Origin of the sequence: Burkholderia pyrrocinia (assembly GCF_003330765.1) — a bacterium.
GTDB lineage: Bacteria > Pseudomonadota > Gammaproteobacteria > Burkholderiales > Burkholderiaceae > Burkholderia > Burkholderia pyrrocinia_B.
In genome coordinates this window covers 1,411,562-1,427,601 of record NZ_CP024903.1, presented here as the reverse complement: position 1 = coordinate 1,427,601, position 16,040 = coordinate 1,411,562, and the positions used below count along the sequence as shown (strand labels likewise).

General features: G+C 67.2%; 16 protein-coding genes. 3 read left to right on the top strand and 13 right to left on the bottom strand.

Translation table 11 applies throughout. The annotated features are described in order from the left end of the window. Positions 1-105 precede the first annotated feature (105 nt). Positions 106-525, top strand: a complete 420-nt coding sequence (locus tag CUJ89_RS23970) for a DUF1810 domain-containing protein (protein ID WP_114181532.1) — start codon at positions 106-108, stop codon at positions 523-525. A gap of 120 nt (positions 526-645) precedes the next feature. Here CUJ89_RS23970 and hutC read toward each other — a convergent pair whose 3' ends face one another. The 10 genes from hutC to CUJ89_RS23920 all read right to left on the bottom strand — a co-directional run bounded on the left by hutC (position 646) and on the right by CUJ89_RS23920 (position 10,514). Continuing rightward, positions 646-1,401, bottom strand: a complete 756-nt coding sequence (hutC, locus tag CUJ89_RS23965) for a histidine utilization repressor (protein WP_114179883.1) — start codon at positions 1,399-1,401, stop codon at positions 646-648. 70 nt (positions 1,402-1,471) lie between these two features. Beyond that, the gene (locus CUJ89_RS23960; protein WP_114179882.1) at positions 1,472-2,965 is read right to left on the bottom strand and encodes an HAL/PAL/TAL family ammonia-lyase; all 1,494 of its coding nucleotides are present in this window, start codon (positions 2,963-2,965) and stop codon (positions 1,472-1,474) included. 7 nt (positions 2,966-2,972) lie between these two features. Continuing rightward, positions 2,973-3,764: an ABC transporter ATP-binding protein gene (locus CUJ89_RS23955; protein WP_114179881.1), complete on the bottom strand. Its 792-nt coding sequence runs from the start codon at positions 3,762-3,764 to the stop codon at positions 2,973-2,975. A 27-nt stretch (positions 3,765-3,791) separates the two neighbouring features. Then, positions 3,792-4,538, bottom strand: a complete 747-nt coding sequence (locus CUJ89_RS23950; protein ID WP_114179880.1) for an ABC transporter permease — start codon at positions 4,536-4,538, stop codon at positions 3,792-3,794. Positions 4,539-4,550: 12 nt separating this feature from the next. Then, positions 4,551-5,273: an ABC transporter permease gene (locus CUJ89_RS23945; protein WP_114179879.1), complete on the bottom strand. Its 723-nt coding sequence runs from the start codon at positions 5,271-5,273 to the stop codon at positions 4,551-4,553. Positions 5,274-5,380: 107 nt separating this feature from the next. After that, a complete protein-coding gene (locus CUJ89_RS23940; RefSeq protein ID WP_236655067.1) occupies positions 5,381-6,226 on the bottom strand; it encodes a transporter substrate-binding domain-containing protein in 846 nt (281 codons plus the stop codon). Between the two features lie 239 nt (positions 6,227-6,465). Continuing rightward, entirely contained in the window at positions 6,466-7,899 is a 1,434-nt protein-coding gene (locus tag CUJ89_RS23935) for an MmgE/PrpD family protein (protein ID WP_114179878.1), read from the bottom strand. Then, complete coding sequence (locus tag CUJ89_RS23930; protein WP_114179877.1) at positions 7,896-8,804, bottom strand: polysaccharide deacetylase family protein; 909 nt, start codon at positions 8,802-8,804, stop codon at positions 7,896-7,898. The genes CUJ89_RS23935 and CUJ89_RS23930 overlap by 4 nt, the downstream gene beginning before the upstream one ends. Beyond that, positions 8,801-9,673, bottom strand: a complete 873-nt coding sequence (locus tag CUJ89_RS23925) for a polysaccharide deacetylase family protein (protein WP_114179876.1) — start codon at positions 9,671-9,673, stop codon at positions 8,801-8,803. Before CUJ89_RS23925 ends, CUJ89_RS23930 begins: the two co-directional genes overlap by 4 nt. Positions 9,674-9,680: 7 nt before the next feature. Then, positions 9,681-10,514 (bottom strand): ABC transporter substrate-binding protein, encoded by an 834-nt coding sequence (locus CUJ89_RS23920; RefSeq protein WP_114179875.1) that lies wholly within the window; start codon positions 10,512-10,514, stop codon positions 9,681-9,683. Positions 10,515-10,627: 113 nt separating this feature from the next. On the opposite strand from CUJ89_RS23920, the gene CUJ89_RS23915 reads away from it, so the two are divergent. After that, positions 10,628-11,761, top strand: a complete 1,134-nt coding sequence (locus tag CUJ89_RS23915) for an RNA-guided endonuclease TnpB family protein (protein WP_114179874.1) — start codon at positions 10,628-10,630, stop codon at positions 11,759-11,761. A gap of 160 nt (positions 11,762-11,921) precedes the next feature. Here the strand turns inward: CUJ89_RS23915 and CUJ89_RS23910 are convergent, their stop codons facing one another. From CUJ89_RS23910 to argH, 3 genes are read right to left on the bottom strand one after another with little or no spacing between them, the layout of a single operon-like run. Then, on the bottom strand, positions 11,922-12,725 hold the full coding sequence (locus tag CUJ89_RS23910) for an amino acid ABC transporter ATP-binding protein (protein WP_114179873.1): 804 nt from the start codon (positions 12,723-12,725) through the stop codon (positions 11,922-11,924). Then, complete coding sequence (locus CUJ89_RS23905) at positions 12,722-13,615, bottom strand: amino acid ABC transporter permease (RefSeq protein ID WP_114179872.1); 894 nt, start codon at positions 13,613-13,615, stop codon at positions 12,722-12,724. Before CUJ89_RS23905 ends, CUJ89_RS23910 begins: the two co-directional genes overlap by 4 nt. Further along, a complete protein-coding gene (gene argH / locus CUJ89_RS23900; protein WP_114179871.1) occupies positions 13,609-15,042 on the bottom strand; it encodes an argininosuccinate lyase in 1,434 nt (477 codons plus the stop codon). The genes CUJ89_RS23905 and argH overlap by 7 nt, the downstream gene beginning before the upstream one ends. A 114-nt stretch (positions 15,043-15,156) precedes the next feature. On the opposite strand from argH, the gene CUJ89_RS23895 reads away from it, so the two are divergent. Continuing rightward, positions 15,157-16,035: a LysR substrate-binding domain-containing protein gene (locus CUJ89_RS23895; RefSeq protein WP_114179870.1), complete on the top strand. Its 879-nt coding sequence runs from the start codon at positions 15,157-15,159 to the stop codon at positions 16,033-16,035. Positions 16,036-16,040 lie beyond the last annotated feature (5 nt).

The following is a 16,040-nucleotide window of genomic DNA, read 5'->3' as shown; positions in this document are numbered from 1 at the left end:
CGGCTTTGGGGCGCGTTTGCGCGCCGTCCGGGCAGCGCTCACAATGATCGTTCAGGCGGCTTGCCGCGCCGTGACGGACGGACGGACGAACAGACGGAGGGCGACATGGACGATCCCTATGATCTTCAACGCTTTGTCGACGCACAGGATGCGGTGTATGCGCAGGTATGTGTCGAGTTGAGGAACGGGCTCAAGCGAAGTCACTGGATGTGGTTCGTGTTCCCGCAAATCGAAGGGCTGGGAGACAGCGCGATGGCACAACGGTACGCGATCTCGACGCTGGCCGAAGCCGTCGCGTATCTTCAGCATCCGCTGCTCGGCGAGCGGCTGCGTGAATGCACGCGGCTCGTCAACAACGTCGAGGGCCGCTCGATCAAGACGATTTTCGGTTATCCGGATGACCTGAAATTCCGGTCGTCGGTCACGTTGTTCGCGCATGCGACGTCGGACAACGCAGTGTTCGTGGAAGCGCTTGAAAAGTATTTCGGCGGCGAAGCCGATCACCGGACGCTGGAGCGAATCTAGGCCGGGTCGGCGACGGCTGGCCGGGCCCGATCGGACGAGCGGCAGGATACACGCGTCGATCGCCTGTACTCGATGACGGCGTTCGGGTCCGACCGGACGTCACATCGGCAACACAAATGCCTACACCTTCCCCGCCAAATGAAACCGCGACGCCGGATGCCACAACCGCACCGACGTCGCGACATCCTCACCGACCCACGTGCGGCGCCTGAGCAACAGGCACGGCTCGCCGATTTCCATCACGAGGTGCCGGCGCACCTGCGCGTCGGGCTTCTGCGCATAGATCCGGAACTCGGCGCGCTGGATCGGCGCAAGCCTCACCATGTAATGATTCGGCGTCTCGACCGTGAAATCCTGTTCCAGATACGCGGGAAACAACGCCGGATTGACGTACCGATCCTCAAACTGGATCGGTTCCCCTTCCTCGTAATGCACGATGCGCGAATGGAACACGGGCCCGGAACGGAGCCCGAGCGCCTCGATCGCCTCCTGATCGTCGCTGCTTTCGATCAGCAACACGCGCGCGCTGTGCCGATGGCCGCGCTCCGCAATCTCGTCCGCGATGTTGCGGATTTCCAGCACCGTCGATTCGTAATGCCGCCGTTCGACGAACGTACCGGCGCCCTGGATGCGGGTCAGTACGCGCTCGGCGGTCAGCTCGCGCAGCGCGCGCGACACCGTCATCCGCGCGACGCCGAACTCCTTGACCAGTTCTGCTTCGGTCGGAATCGCGCCGCCGGGCTTCCAGTCGCCGTTCGCGATCCGCTCGACGACGTAGCGCTTGATCTGCTGGTAGGCCGGCAACGCGCGCGCCGGCACACCGTCGCCCGGTGCACTCGCCGGCCGGCCGGCAAGTTGTTGTTCCGTTTCGTTCATGCGCCCTCGACCGAATGAATGATGGATCGCCCGCTGGCCGTCGCGTCGCTCGACGGCCGGTCTTCCGTCGTCACTTCACGGGCGGCGGCACGCCCGCGACAATGCCGGTGGCGATCGCGATGTCGTCCGCCAGCGGCCTGTCGTCCTGGTAGGCCGGCACGCGTTCGCGCACATATCGCCACAGCGCATCGGTGGGCGCGGCCCGCGACGCATCGCCCGCCTGCAGATCGTACGCCTGCGCGGCGGCCAGCAGTTCGATCGCCAGCACGCGCGTCGCATTCTCGATGATGTCGAGCGCCTTCAGCGCCGCCGGCGTCGCATGGCACAGATGATCTTCCTGCAAGCCCGACGTGATGCCGCCGTCGAGGCTCGCCGGCCCCGCGAGCCGCTGGTTCTGCGCGACGAGCGCGACAGCCGTGTACTGCGCGATCATGAAGCCCGAACAGGTGCCGCCCGGCGCCGCGAGAAACGCCGGCAGCCTGCTCACGAGCGGATTGACGAGCCGGTCGAGACGCCGCTCGGCGATCGCCGCGACCTGGGCCATCGCCGTCGCGAGGCTGTCCATTGCAAGCGCGATGCCCGCGCCGACCGCATGCGCCTGCGAATGGACGACCGGTGCGTCGCGCGTGCCGGCCACGATCGGATTGTCGGTGACCGACGCCAGTTCGCGATCGACCACCTCCGCCGTCACGTCGAACACATCGCGCGCCGCGCCGTGCACGTGCGGTACCGTGCGCAGACTGAGCGGATCCTGCGTATGCCGGCCGCTCGCCGCGTCGAGCATTCCGCTGTCGGCGAGCAGCGCACGCAGACGCGCGCCGACGTGCCCGATGCCGGGCGAAATCCGCAACGCGAGCGATGCCGGGTCGAATGCGGCGAGCTGCCCGCCGAGATTCTCGAAACTCATTGCCGCGACCCAGTCGGCCCAGTCGAGCAGCCGTTCCGCGCGGGCCAGCGCGAGTGCGGCCAGCCCGGTGACACACGGCGTGCCGTTGACGAGGCTCAGCCCTTCTTTCGCGCCGAGCACCAGCGGCTCACGGCCGATGCGACGCAGCGCGTCGTCGCCGCGAATACGCTCGCCGCGATGGCGCGCATGGCCATGACCGATGCAGACGAGCGCGACGTGCGCCATGTGGGTCAAATAACCGACCGAGCCGTGCGCCGGCACCTCCGGCAGGCAATCGTGCTCGAGCAGCGCGACCAACTGCTCGACGACGTCGGCGCGCACGCCCGAATGCCCGTGCGCGTAGTTGTTGATCGCCGCCGCGACGATCGCGCGCGTTTCCGCCGCGCCGAGCGGTGCGCCCACGCCGACCGCGTGGCTCATCAGGATGTTGCGCGACAGCGTGCTCTGCTGCTCCGGCGACACGATCACGTCGCACAGCGCGCCGACGCCCGTATTGACGCCATAGGCGCGGATGCCGCGTGCGACGATTTCATCGACGAGCTCGCGCGCCGCGACGACGCGCATGCGCGCATCGTCGGACAGCGCGAGCGGCTCGCCGGCCGCCACCGCCGCGATTTGCCGCCAGCCGAGCGGCTGTGCCGAACGGAATACGGTCATGGCGGCCTCAGTTCGCGGTGCGGTCGTGATGACTCGACACGAACTGCCGGAAACGCTCGGAGCACTGGCCGGCGAACAGATCGCCGGGCGTGCCGTCCGCATCGACCTCGCCCTGATGCAGGAACATCACGCGATTCGACACGTGCCGCGCGAAACCCATCTCGTGCGTGACGACCAGCATCGTGCGCCCTTCTTCCGCGAGCGAGCGCATCACGCGCAGCACCTCGCCGACCAGTTCCGGATCGAGCGCCGAGGTCGGTTCGTCGAACAGCATGACCTTCGGATGCATCGCGAGCGCGCGGGCGATCGCGACGCGCTGCTGCTGGCCGCCCGACAGGTGTGCCGGATAGTAACCGCGCTTGTCCGCGAGGCCGACGCGCGCGAGCAGCGCCTCGGCTTCCTCGACCGCTTCCGCGCGGCTGCGCTTCTGAACGCGCAGCGGGCCTTCGACGAGGTTGTCGAGCACCGTCATGTGCGACCACAAGTTGAAGTTCTGGAACACCATCCCGAGTTGCGAGCGGATCCGGTCGACCTGCCGCTGGTCGCCCGGATGCAGCTTGCCGTCGCGCGCGCGCTTCATCTTCAGTTCCTCGCCGGCGAGCGCGACGGAGCCGTCGTCAGGCGTCTCGAGCAGGTTCAGGCAGCGCAGAAAGGTGCTCTTGCCCGAGCCGCTCGCGCCGAGGATCGAGATGACGTCGCCCTCGTGCGCATCGAGCGAAATGCCCTTCAGCACATGGTGATCGCCGAACGACTTGTGGATGTTCCTGACCGACAGGGCAACGGGAGCAGCGGTGTTCATCGGATTCTCCTGGAAGGATGGATGCGCTCAGGACGCGACGCGCCGGGCATTGCGCGCCGCCGCGCCGGGCGCGCCGGTCGGCTTCGGCGCGCGCAGGTGGCCCGACAGCCGCCATTCGAGCGCGCCGAGCACGCGCACGACGATGAAGTTCAGGCCCAGGTAGATCAGGGCCGCGCACACGAACACCTCGGTCGTCCGGTAAGTCTGCTGGATGATCTGCTGTGCGACGCCCGTCACTTCCCACACCGTGACGAGGCTGGCCAGCGCGGTCGACTTGACGAGCAGCACGGCTTCGGTCGAATACGCGGGCAGGCACTGGCGCAACGCGATCGGGCCGATCACGCGCCGAAGCAGCGCGAAGCCCGACAGGCCGATCGAATAGCCGGCCTCGATCTGCCCGACCGGAACGGCCATCAGCCCGCCGCGCAGGATCTCGGCCGTATAGCCGGCCGTGCACAGCGCGAGCGACAACACCGCGCACACGTACGGTTCACGCAGAAGCGGCCAGATGAAGCTCTCGCGGATCACGCCGAACTGGCCGAGCCCGTAGTACACGAGGAACATCTGGATCAGCAGCGGCGAGCCGCGAAACACGAGGATGTATGCACGTGCGAAGCGGTTCGGCAGCCAGTGCGGCGACACCCGCATCGTGACGATCACGAGCGACAGCAGGCCGCCGAGCACGAGCGACGCGAAGAACAGGCCGAGCGTGGTCGGCACGGCCGCGAGCAGCTGGCGCAGCGTGTCGATGAGGAAGGCGAAATCGATGGACATGCGTGCTCTCCGTCAGTTGCGCGCGAAATTGCGGCGGAACGAGCGGCCGACGATCGCTTCCGCCCGGTTGAACACGCGGTTCGATATGCCCGTCATCAGCAGATACAGCGCGCCGCCCGCGACGAAGAACACGAAGTACTGGTGCGTCGAGTTCGCGGCGATCTGGCTCGTGCGCAGCAGTTCGGCGAGCCCGGTGACCGAGATCAGCGCCGAGTCCTTGAGGCTCAGTTGCCATACGTTGCCGATGCCGGGCAGCGCGAAGCGCAGGACCTGCGGAATCAGGATGCGGCGCAGCACCATGCTGCGCGGCATGCCGATCGAGCGCGCCGCTTCAAGCTCGCCCTTCGATACAGCCAGCACGGCCGCGCGGTAGACCTCCGCCTGATACGCGCCTGAGATCATCCCGACCGCCAGCGCGCCGATCACGAACGGCGGCACGCCGATGAAGCCTTCCGCGCCGAACCACTGGCCGATGGTCGTGACGAGCGTCGAGCCGCCGAAATAGAACAGGTAGATGACGAGCAGTTCGGGCACGCCGCGAAACACCGTCGTGTAGAGGTCGCCTAGCAGGCGGGCGCTGCGGTGGCGCGACAGTTTCGCGCCCGCGATGATTGCGCCGAGCACGGCGCCGACCGCGAGCGCGGCGAGCGTCAGCGCGACCGTCATCAGCGCGGCGAGCAGCAGCACGCCGCCCCAGCCTTCGGTTCCGAAGCCCAGCATTTCAAGGATCGCCATGCATGCCTCCCGGCAAGCGTTGAGTGGATCGGCAGGATGCGCGCCGCCGCGCGTCGTTGCGTCGCCGCGTCGCCGCGCCGATTACGCGGCGGCGGTCGAACGCGCGCTTACGGCGTGACGTCGGTCTTGAACCACTTGTCGGCGAGCTTCTTCACGGTACCGTCCGCGAGCGCGGCGCCGATCGCCGCATCGAACTTCGTCTTCAGGTCGGCATCCTGCTTGCGGAACGCGAGGCCTTCGCCCGGCCCCCAGATCGGGCCGCCGAGCTTCGGGCCCGCGAGCACGATCGACGCGGTTTCCTTCTTCGCCGTGTTCGCCGCGTAGTACGTGACGTCGTCGAACGAAGCGTCGATGCGCCCGGCGACGAGGTCGAGATCGCGTTCCGGCGACGTCTTGTACACGCGGATCGACGCGATGTCCTTGAAGCTGTCGTTGATGAATTTCGTATAGACGGTGCCCGACTGGATGCCGATCGTCTTGCCCTTCAACTGCTTGCGCAGCGTGTCGACGGTCGGCTTGTCGGCGTTCGCGTCGCCGGTCAACTTGACCATCGGCGCACCGGACCCGGCCTTGGGCAGGATCTTCGTATCGGTAACGGCGAACGTCGCGGGCGTGGCCGCATACGGGCGCGAGAACAGCAGGATCTTCTCGCGCTCCGGCGTGATCGAGATCGCATCCATCAGGACATCGAACTTGCCGGCCTGCAGGCCAGGAATCATCCCGTCCCAGTCCTGCGCGACCATGTTGCACTGCACCTTGATCCGGTCGCATACATTCGCGAGCAGTTCCGGTTCGAAGCCGCCGAGCTTGCCGCCCGGCAGCGTGAGGTTCCACGGCGCGTAACCGCCTTCGAGCGCCACCGTCACCGTCTTCCATTCCTTCGCCTGCACCGGCGCGGCGAGCGTTGCCGCAGCCGCCGCGATGACGCCGATCGTCCTGATAGCCCAATTCATGCGCTTGCCGTTCACGAGATTTCTCCTTGCGTTGAAGTTCGTCATCCCTTCGGTCATGCAAGCGGCCTCAGGAATTTGTCTATACAAGCATGCAAGAAGAAAAATGGAGCGACAAGCGTTGATCAAAAAAAACCGGGTAAACGCGGGAAATCCCCTAATAACGGGCTTCCGGCGCGCATCGTTGCGGGGAATTCAGGCACGAATTTGGTGCAATCTGTGTGACTCGATCGCAAGGATGACTAGACAAATTTGGAATTCGATCGCGCGGGCGCCTGCCCTTCGACCTCTATCGAGCGACTTTCGGCATCACCTGCGAGCCGTTCGTTCAGCACGCGCGCGTCCGCTTGTCGGTCCAGCGACAGGCACACGTCGCTCAGCGCATCGACATGCGCACTATCGAGCGCCATGCCCGCCAGCGCACGATATTTCGCCAACAGCGCCGCGTCCGACAGCGGATTGCGCGGATCGCCGAGCGCGATCGGCACGTGACGCGATTCCCGCCCGCCATCCGCGCGATGCAGGATCACCGTCGGCTCGTCGAGATCGCCGAGCGCCGGATCGACGTCGACCGCGATGCGCGCGAGCAGCGCGGTCACGCGCGGATCGGTGCGCCGCTCCGCGCGATAAACGCCGATCCCCGTGTCGCCGAACGCGAGCGCCGCCGCAACCGCGTACGGCAGGCTCATCTGCGCGGACGACAGCGTCGACAGGTCCCGACCGCCGCACATCCGGGCAACGAACGCGCTCGCGCGCACGACCACCCGCTCGATCTCGCCGGCCTCGAAAGTGCGACCGTCCGCGAGCTGCAGCGCCGCATCGACGGCCGCATGTGCGCTGCGGCACGATGCGTGCGGCTTGATCGAGCAGCGCATCAGCTTCCAATGCGCGCCGAGGCCGTCGGTCAATGCGTCGGACGCATGCGATTGCGCGGCGAATGTGTTGAAAAAGCCGCCCCACACGTCGTCGAACACGCGGGCGGGGCCGCTCACGCCTTCTCGCGCAAGCAGCGCCGCGAGCACGCCGCCTTCCGCCGCGCGCCCGGCGTGCAACCGCTTGGTCTGCGATCCGTCGTGGATGAAGCCCCACAGGCCGCCCGCGAAACTCGCCGCATGGCCCAGCGCGTCGCGCGTGCGCGTGGCGTCGAGCCCGAGCACGCGTGCGCTCGCGGCCGCCGCACCGAACACGCCGCAACTGAGCGTCGAATGCCAGCCCGCACCGTTGTGAACCGAGTAGCCGCCTGCCGCCTCGAGCACGCGCCGGCCGACGTCGTAGCCGAGCCCGATCGCCGCCACGCATTCGCGGCCCGTCACGGGATGGCCCGCGCACGACAGCGCGGCGAGCACGGCCGGCAGCACGACCGCGCCCGAATGATCGCAGCCGCCGGAATCGTCGAGCTCGAGCGCGTGCGCGGCGATTCCGTTGACGAACGCCGCATCGCGCGCACCGGCGGTCCGTCGCGTGCCCCATAGCGATGCGCCGCCATGCGAGACGGCGCCCGTCAGCGCACGGGCACTGCGCGTCTCGACGGCCGACACGCCCGCCAGCGCGGCACCGAACGTGTCGAGCACATGACGCTTGGCCTTCGCAACGACGTCGTCCGGCAATGCGTCGGCGGGCGTCCGCGCGACGAACGCCGCGAGCCGCGTTGCGCGCGCTTCCGTATCCATCGTCATCGCGCCGACTCCTCCGCCACGCAGCGCGCGAACACGTCGACCGGATGGCCCGGGGCATTGACGGGTGCCTGCGCACGCCACCAGTGCGCGATGTCGCGCCCCGTCGCGAACCACGCGTCGCCCGTGCCGCGCAGGTGCGCGAGCAACGCGCGCAGCAGATCGATCCGCCCTGCCGTGCCGATGATCTCGGGATGCAGGCGCAGCACGCAGCACAGCCCGAAGCGTCGAAACCCGTCGACGTCGCGCCGCCAGTTGTCGAGCACGTCGCGGTACGCCGCGATGCGCGGCTGGCCGGCCGGCACGGGCGGCGACAGGTTGAACGCGAAGTACGGTTCGTCGTCGAGTTCATCGTGCAGCGGCAGTTCGACGAGCCGCGCGCCGTTCGCACCGACGTCACCGCGCGGATGCACGTACGGCAGATCATCACCGCGCCACGATGACGACCACGTGAAGCCTTCCGCGACGAGACAATCCGCGAAACCGTCGGCCCAGTTGCCGGTGAACGAGCGAAAGCCTTCCACGTCGCGGCCGATCGCATCCGCGAGCGCCGCGCGCCCGGCGCGGCACGCGTCGACCTGCGCGGCGAGCGGCAACGCATCGAAGTCCTCGCAGCGATAGCCGCTCACGCCCAACTCGTGGCCGGCCGCCGCAATCGTGCGCACCGCGGCCCCATGTGTTTCGGCGACGACGCCGGGCACGAACCAGCTCGTCGGCACGCCGAATGCGTCGAATGCCGCAAGCAGCCGATCGACGCCGCGCGTCGCGCCGTAACGCCACACCGATAGCGACTTCTCGCGGCCGACGATGCGCGGCTCGCGCGTCTGGATGCCATGAATGTCGTTGAAGTCGACCGTGATCGCGACCGCGTATCGCGCACCGCCTGGCCATGAAGGAGTTGTCTTCACATGCTGCTCCGTTGCGTTGATTCCGCGTCTCGCATGGCCTGCGCGAGCCACCAGTCGGCCACTTCGCGGCAGCGGGCGAACCATACGCCATCCTGCGCGCACATGTGACCGAGCCACGCCTCGAGCAGCGCGATGCGCCCCGGCTTGCCGCAGACCTTCGGATGCAGCAGCGTCGTCAGGCACAACCCTTCGCGGTATACGCCGTCGAATTCGCGCGTCCAGTTGTCGAGCGTCGCGTCGTAACCGGCAATCCGGTCGAGCCCGGCCGGGTAGTCGGGGTTGCGGTGATACGCGAGCGACGCGTAGTCGTCGGTCTCCCAGCGGCCGGGAATCTCGACAAGCGGCGGCTCGCCGTCCTCGCCGCGCAGCAGGTAGGGCCGGTCGTCGCCGCGCATCGAGCTCGAATAGCGCACGCCCGCTTCGCGCAGCACGGCCACCGTCGCCTCGCTCCAGTCGCCGGACGGCGTGCGGAACCCGACCGGCCGCACGCCGAGCATGCGCGCGAAGACATCGGCCGACTGCGCCATGATCTCGCGCTGCCGGTCGGGCTCGAGCGTCCAGAACGCTTCGTGCCGGTAGCCGTGATAGCCGATCTCGTGGCCGCGCTCGACAATCGCCGCGCATTGCGCGGGCCAGGTCTGCGCGACCCATGCGGGCACGAAGAACGTCGCCGGCAGGTCGAACGCTGCGAGCATGTCGAGCAACCGGCCGAGCGCGCGCCACGGCCCGTAGCTGCCGAGCGTGAAATACGCGGGGTTGCGCCAGATCGACCCGTTCAGCATCGCGTCGCCGGTCGGGCCGTCGAGATCGAACGCGAGCGCGACGCACGCGCGCTTCGCGTCCGGCCAGCGGGGAGCGAGATCCGCCATCGCGCGCTCAGTGCGTGCCGTTGACCATCGCCTTCGCCACCGCGTGCTCCTGCAGCCCCCATTTCGCGAGAATCTTGTGATACGAGCCGTCGGCGATCATCTGGTTGAGCGCCGTCGTCAGCGCGCTGCTCAGCGCGGTGTTGCTCTTCGCGACGCCGATCCCCGTGTATTGCGACAGGAACGGCTTGCCGACCGGCGCATACGCGTTCTGCTCGAGGGTGTTCTGGTACGGCAGCGTCTCGCCGCCCTGCACCGCCGCGTCGATACGGTTCTGGCGCAACTGCATCCGCGCGTCCGACGAGCCGTCGGTGCCGACCACGACGATCGCCGGCTTGCCGGCCTTCACGCAATTCTCCGCGCTCCACGCGGTCGTGTTGTCCGGGAACGACGTGCGTCGGCTCGACCCGACGCGCTTGCCGCACAGCGCGCCCATCTGCGCGAACTCGCCGGCGCGCGCCTTCAGCGTGTAGAACTGCGGGCCTGTCTCGATGTAGTCGACGAACGTCACCGCATCGCGGCGCGTCGGCAGGTCGGTCATGCCGGACAGGATCATGTCGACGCGTTGCGTCGCGACCGCACTCATCATCTGGTCGAAGCTCGTTTCGACCCAGTTCAGTTTCGCGCCCATCTTCGCGGCGAGCGCCTCGCCGAGATCGACGTCGAAGCCCGCGAGCTTGTCGGTCGCCGGGTCCTTGTATTCGAACGGCGGATAGTTCGGCACGATCGCGACGTTCAGCGTGCGTTTCGCGCTCGCGGATTGTGCGACGGCAAACGATGCATGAAGCGCGAGTGCGCCGAATGCGACAGCGGCCAGCGTGCGGGTCAGGACGGATGCTTTCATCAGTGTCTCCGAGAAACCCCGGCCTTCAGGCCGGAGAGGAAAGGAGACGGTTTTGACGTTGCTTCCGTGCTCCTGTTGACGGCCACGTACGTGCCGATGGTAGGGTGCGAGGCATGGATGTCAAACGTGCCTACCGATTCCGGTTCTACCCGACGCCCGAGCAGGCTGTGATGCTTGCCTGGACGTTTGGATGTGCGCGCTTTGTATATAACCAAATGCTGCGCCAACGCACGGAGGCGTGGCATCAGCGGCAGGAACGCATGGGGTATCACGAGACCTCCGCGGCGTTGACGGCGCTCAAGAAGACTGACGGGTACGCGTGGCTGAACGAAGTCAGTTCGGTGCGGGTGCAGCAGGCGCTATGCCATTTGCAAAGTGCGTTCGCCAACTTCTTTGCGAAGCGGGCGAAGTACCCGAACTTCAGGCGCAAGGATGGCCCGCAGTCGGCCGAATACACCGCGAGCGCTTTCAAGTGGGACGGCGTGACCCTCAAGCTGGCAAAGATGGCTGAGCCGCTGGCGATCCGCTGGGCGCGCACGATCCCGAAATTTGCGAAGGTGACAACCGTCACGGTGTCGAAAGACCCAGCCGGCCGATACCACGTATCGATGCTGTGCGACGACGTCGTGAACGCACGCCCGGTCGCCGACGGAAAGATCGGCATCGATCTCGGGTTGACACATTTCGCCATTCTTTCGACTGGCGAGAAGATTGCCGCGCCGAATACGTTCCGCAAGAACGAGGCGAAGCTCGCCAAGTTGCAACGGCGGCTGGCGAAGAAGCAAAAGGGCTCGGCCAATCGTCGGAAGGCCAGGCTCAAGGTCGCACGCATGCATGCCAGGACGGCAGATGCCCGCAGGGACTTCCTGCACAAACTGTCGACCCGGTTGATCAACGAAAACCAAGTGATCGCCATCGAAAGCCTGTCCGTCAGCCACATGCAGAAGAATCGAAAGCTCGCGAAGTCGATCGGCGACGCAAGCTGGTCGGAGTTCATTCGACAACTTGAGTACAAAGCGCAGTGGTATGGGCGCAAGCTGATCGGCATCGACCGCTGGTATCCCTCCAGCAAACGATGCAGTGACTGCGGGCATACCGTCGCCAGGATGCCGTTGAATGTCCGTGCATGGGACTGCCCTGAATGCGGGGCGATCCACGACCGCGATATCAACGCTGCGTGCAATGTGTTGGCCGCCGGGCTGGCGGTGTCAGCCCATGGAGAAAGTGTAAGTCCCATGTCTCTTTGAGATGATGTCGGGTTGCATTCTGCGAAGTGGGAATCTTCTTCCTTTAGGGAGAGGAGCAGTCAAGGGATGTCGCCTTGTCGTGGTGGAGTAATGGGGTGCTGCGCCGGTCTCGTTGACGGCTCGATCGATCGGGCGCTGCGGGTCGGGGCGCCCGGCCCGTTCAAGCAATCACGGCGGAGATGAAGTCGCGCGTGCGCGCGTGCGTCGGCGCGGACAGCACCTGGTCGGGCGGCCCGCTCTCGACGATCCGGCCGCCGTCCATGAACACGACGCGGTCGGCCACCTCGCGCGCGAACCCGAGTTCATGCGTGACGACGATCATCGTCATCCCGCTCTTCGCGAGATCGCGCATCACGGCCAGCACTTCACCGACGAGTTCCGGGTCAAGCGCCGATGTCGGCTCGTCGAACAGGATCAGTTGCGGCTGCATCGCGAGCGCCCGCGCGATCGCGACGCGCTGCTGCTGGCCGCCCGACAGCTCGACCGGAAACGCGTCGCACTTGTGCGCGAGCCCGACGCGCGCGAGCAGCGCGCGCGCGTCCTCCTCCGCTTGCACGCGGCGGCGCTTGAGCACCTGCACGGGGCCTTCGATCACGTTCTCGAGCGCGGTCTTGTGCGGAAACAGGTTGAAGCGCTGGAACACCATGCTCGTCGCCAGTCGCTGGCGCGCGACCTGGCGCTCCGACAGTTCGTGGAGCCGGTTGCCGGCGCGCCGGTAGCCGGCCAGTTCGCCGTTGACCCACAGCGCGCCGGCGCTGATCGTCTCGAGCTGGTTGATGCAGCGCAGGAACGTGCTCTTGCCCGAGCCCGACGGCCCGATGATGCACAGCACTTCGCCCTGCGTGACGTCGAGCGTGATGCCATGCAGCGCCTGGAAATCGCCGTACGACTTGCGCACGTCGACCGCGCGAACGACCGCGTTCGTCATGACGTTCTCCCGAAGGTTGAGGGTCGTGTCGTTCATTTGCGGCCCGCCGCCCGGCCTGCGCCGCGCGCGAAGCGCCGTTCGACGCGCGCCTGCGCGAGCGACAGCACGGTGACGATCGCGAGATACCAGATGCCGGCGACGATCAGCAACTCGATCACGCGGGCGTTCGCGTAGTAGATGTTCTGCGCGTTGTGCAGCATCTCCGCGTACTGAACGACGCTCGCGAGCGACGTCAGCTTGACCATGCCGATCAGTTCGTTGCCGATCGGCGGCACGATCACGCGCATCGCCTGCGGCAGGATGATCCGGCGCAGCGCCTGCAGGCGCGCCATGCCGATCGATTTCGCGGCCTCGTACTGGCCGGTGTCGACCGACAGCAGCCCCGCGCGCACGACTTCCGACGTATACGCGCCCTGGTTGATGCCGAGTCCGAGCACCGCCGCGAGGAACGGCGTCATCACGTCGACGGTCCGGAATTCGGCGATACCCGGGATGCCGAGCGTCGGAAACACCAGCGCGAGGTTGAACCACAGCAGCAGCTGCAGGATCACCGGCGTACCGCGGAACAGCCAGATGTAGCCCTGTGCCATCGCGCCGAGCACCGGGTTCGACGACAGCCGCATCACCGCGGTGACGACGCCGAGCACGACACCGAGCGTCATCGCGAGGACGGTCATCACGATCGTGTTGCCGAGCCCGGTCAGGATCGAGTGCGCGGTCAGGAACTGGCCGACGACGCGCCATTCGATCTGTCCGCGTGCGAACGCGGCGGCCACATAGGCGATCGCGGCAATGATCGCGATCGACGCGACATAGCGGCCCCAGTAGCGCCGGCGCACGCGCACGAGGCCGGCGGTATCGTCTGCCGCGGCGCTGGCCGGCCCGGGTGCGCCGTCGAGACGGTGCGAATCGGATGCGCTCAGCATGACGGCCCCCGGTAGTCGGCCGCCCACGCAGCCTGGCGTTCGATCGCGTCGCTCAGGCGGCCGATCTGCTCGCGCACGCGCGCGGGCGACGTGCCGCCCGCACCGCCGCGGGCGGCGACGGCCGCGTCGAGCGTCAGATGCGCGCGCACCGCCGGCGCGAGGCGCGTGTCGACGGCCTGCAGCTGTTCCGCGCTCGCGTCGGCCAGCTCGATACCGTCCCGCTCGCACGCGCGCACGAGCGCGCCGGTGATCTCGTGCGCTTCGCTGAACGGCACGCCCGTCAGCGCGAGCCAGTCCGCGACCTCGGTCGCGAGCGTGAAGCCGAGCGGCGCCTGGCGACGCATCTCGTCGACATTCACGCGCATCGTGCGGATCATCCCCGCCATCGCGGGCAGCACGAGTTCGAGCGTGTCGATCGCATCGAACGCGGCGATCTTATCTTCCGCGAGATCGCGGTTGTATGCGAGCGGCAGCGACTTCAGCGTCGCGAGCAGGCCCGTCAGGTTGCCGATCAGGCGCCCGGCCTTGCCGCGCGTGAGTTCCGCGATGTCCGGATTCTTCTTCTGCGGCATGATCGAGCTGCCCGTCGCATAGCCGTCGTCGAGTTCCACCCAGCGGAATTGCCGCGACGTCCACAGGATTACTTCTTCCGACAGGCGGGACAGGTTCACGGCCAGCATGCTCGTGACGAACGTGAATTCGGCAACGTGATCGCGTGCGGCCACGGCGTCGATCGAGTTCTCGCACGGCGCGTCGTAACCGAGCTCCTGCGCGGACAGCTCGGGCCGCACGCAGATCGCCGAACCGGCGAGCGCGGCCGCGCCGAGCGGCGAGCGCGCGGTGCGGCGGTCCCAGTCGACCAGACGGTCGGCGTCGCGATACAGCGACTGCGCGTGCGCGAGCAACTGATGGCCGAACACGATCGGCTGCGCGGGCTGCAGGTGGGTGAATCCGGCGGTCACCGTGTCCACGTGCCGGCTCGCCTGGCCGACCAGCGCGTCCTGCAGGTCGAGCACGGCGCGCACGAGCTGGCGCGCCTTGTCGCGCAGGTACAGGCGCAGGTCGTTCGCCGCCTGATCGTTGCGCGAGCGCCCGGCGCGCAGCTTGCCGCCGAGCGCCGGCAGCCGCTGCGTGAGCACGCGCTCGAGGAAGGTGTGCACGTCCTCGTCGGCGAGCGACGGCGCGATCGCGCCGGCCGCGTAGTCGCGCGCGATGCCGTCCATCGCGGCCAGCAGTTGCGCGAGTTCGTCGTCGTTCACGATGCCGGCACGATTCAATTCGCGTGCATGCGCGCGGGAACCGGCCAGATCGTACGGCACGAGGCGGAAGAAACTCGGATCGGAGCGGGACAGGTTCAGGAGCGCGTCGGACGGTTTCGACTGGAAGCGGCCGCCCCACAGGCGTTCGATCGGTTCGGTAAGGCTCATTGCGGTCGACCTCGACTCGGTTGGATTGCCCCCACTGTAGGCATTCAATTTTTTTTGTTGTAGCGAGAAATTGAATCCGCTTAAATGAAATTTTTCTCAGCACCGTCGCCTCCGATGCGCAACCGCCTGCCACCGCTGAACCCGCTACGCGCATTCGAAGCCGCCGCCCGGCGCGGCAGCGTGTCTGCCGCCGCTGACGAACTGCACGTGACCGCGAGCGCAGTCAGCCACCAGATCCGCATTCTCGAAAGCACGCTCGGTATCGCGCTTTTCGTCCGATCAAAGGCCCGCGTGAAGCTCACGCCCGAAGGCGAGGCCCTGCTGGAACCGGTCGGCACCGCGTTCGACATGATCGCGAACGCCACCGTCAGGCTCGATTCGCCGGTCGCCGTCGGCGATCTCGTCGTGTCGACGCCGCTGTCGCTGACGTCGCGCTGGCTCGCCCGGCATATCGGCGATTTTCTCGAGCGCTATCCGGGTATTCACCTGAAAGTGATTCCGTCGAACGACGATCGCGAGATCTATTCGCCGGACGTCGACGTCTGCATTCGCTACGGGGAAGGCAACTGGCGCAACCGGCACGTCGAGTTGCTCGAGCATCCGGCGCTGTTCCCGGTCGTGAGCCCGGCGTTGATGAACGGGCCCGATGCGATCCGCAAGGTGCAGGATCTCGCGGGACGCACGCTGTTCTGCGAGCATGCGGGCTCGTGGATGCGCTGGCTGGCGGAAGCGAATGCCGACAAGTTGCCGGGCATCCGCATCCTCGAAATCGGCAACGCGCACATCGGCGTCGAAGCCGCGGTGCACGGGCAAGGCGTTGCGCTCGGCGACAGCCTGTCCGTGCGCGACGACCTGATCGACGGCACGCTCGTGCGGCCGTTCAGCGCAACGGTACCTTCACGTCATGCGTACTATCTCGTCACGCGTCATGAGCTGACCGAAACGCCACTCGTGACCGCATTCACGTCGTGGCTGCGCGCATGCCTTGCGTGATGTGG

Excerpts from the sequence above, each read along its gene's own strand:
- CUJ89_RS23970 (WP_114181532.1), top strand. The coding sequence starts at position 106 with ATGGACGATCCCTATGATCTTCAACGCTTTGTCGACGCACAGGATGCG.
- hutC (WP_114179883.1), bottom strand. The coding sequence starts at position 1,401 with ATGAACGAAACGGAACAACAACTTGCCGGCCGGCCGGCGAGTGCACCG.
- CUJ89_RS23960 (WP_114179882.1), bottom strand. The coding sequence starts at position 2,965 with ATGACCGTATTCCGTTCGGCACAGCCGCTCGGCTGGCGGCAAATCGCG.
- CUJ89_RS23955 (WP_114179881.1), bottom strand. The coding sequence starts at position 3,764 with ATGAACACCGCTGCTCCCGTTGCCCTGTCGGTCAGGAACATCCACAAG.
- CUJ89_RS23950 (WP_114179880.1), bottom strand. The coding sequence starts at position 4,538 with ATGTCCATCGATTTCGCCTTCCTCATCGACACGCTGCGCCAGCTGCTC.
- CUJ89_RS23945 (WP_114179879.1), bottom strand. The coding sequence starts at position 5,273 with ATGGCGATCCTTGAAATGCTGGGCTTCGGAACCGAAGGCTGGGGCGGC.
- CUJ89_RS23940 (WP_236655067.1), bottom strand. The coding sequence starts at position 6,226 with ATGAATTGGGCTATCAGGACGATCGGCGTCATCGCGGCGGCTGCGGCA.
- CUJ89_RS23935 (WP_114179878.1), bottom strand. The coding sequence starts at position 7,899 with ATGACGATGGATACGGAAGCGCGCGCAACGCGGCTCGCGGCGTTCGTC.
- CUJ89_RS23925 (WP_114179876.1), bottom strand. The coding sequence starts at position 9,673 with ATGGCGGATCTCGCTCCCCGCTGGCCGGACGCGAAGCGCGCGTGCGTC.
- CUJ89_RS23920 (WP_114179875.1), bottom strand. The coding sequence starts at position 10,514 with ATGAAAGCATCCGTCCTGACCCGCACGCTGGCCGCTGTCGCATTCGGC.
- CUJ89_RS23915 (WP_114179874.1), top strand. The coding sequence starts at position 10,628 with ATGGATGTCAAACGTGCCTACCGATTCCGGTTCTACCCGACGCCCGAG.
- CUJ89_RS23910 (WP_114179873.1), bottom strand. The coding sequence starts at position 12,725 with ATGAACGACACGACCCTCAACCTTCGGGAGAACGTCATGACGAACGCG.
- CUJ89_RS23905 (WP_114179872.1), bottom strand. The coding sequence starts at position 13,615 with ATGCTGAGCGCATCCGATTCGCACCGTCTCGACGGCGCACCCGGGCCG.
- argH (WP_114179871.1), bottom strand. The coding sequence starts at position 15,042 with ATGAGCCTTACCGAACCGATCGAACGCCTGTGGGGCGGCCGCTTCCAG.
- CUJ89_RS23895 (WP_114179870.1), top strand. The coding sequence starts at position 15,157 with ATGCGCAACCGCCTGCCACCGCTGAACCCGCTACGCGCATTCGAAGCC.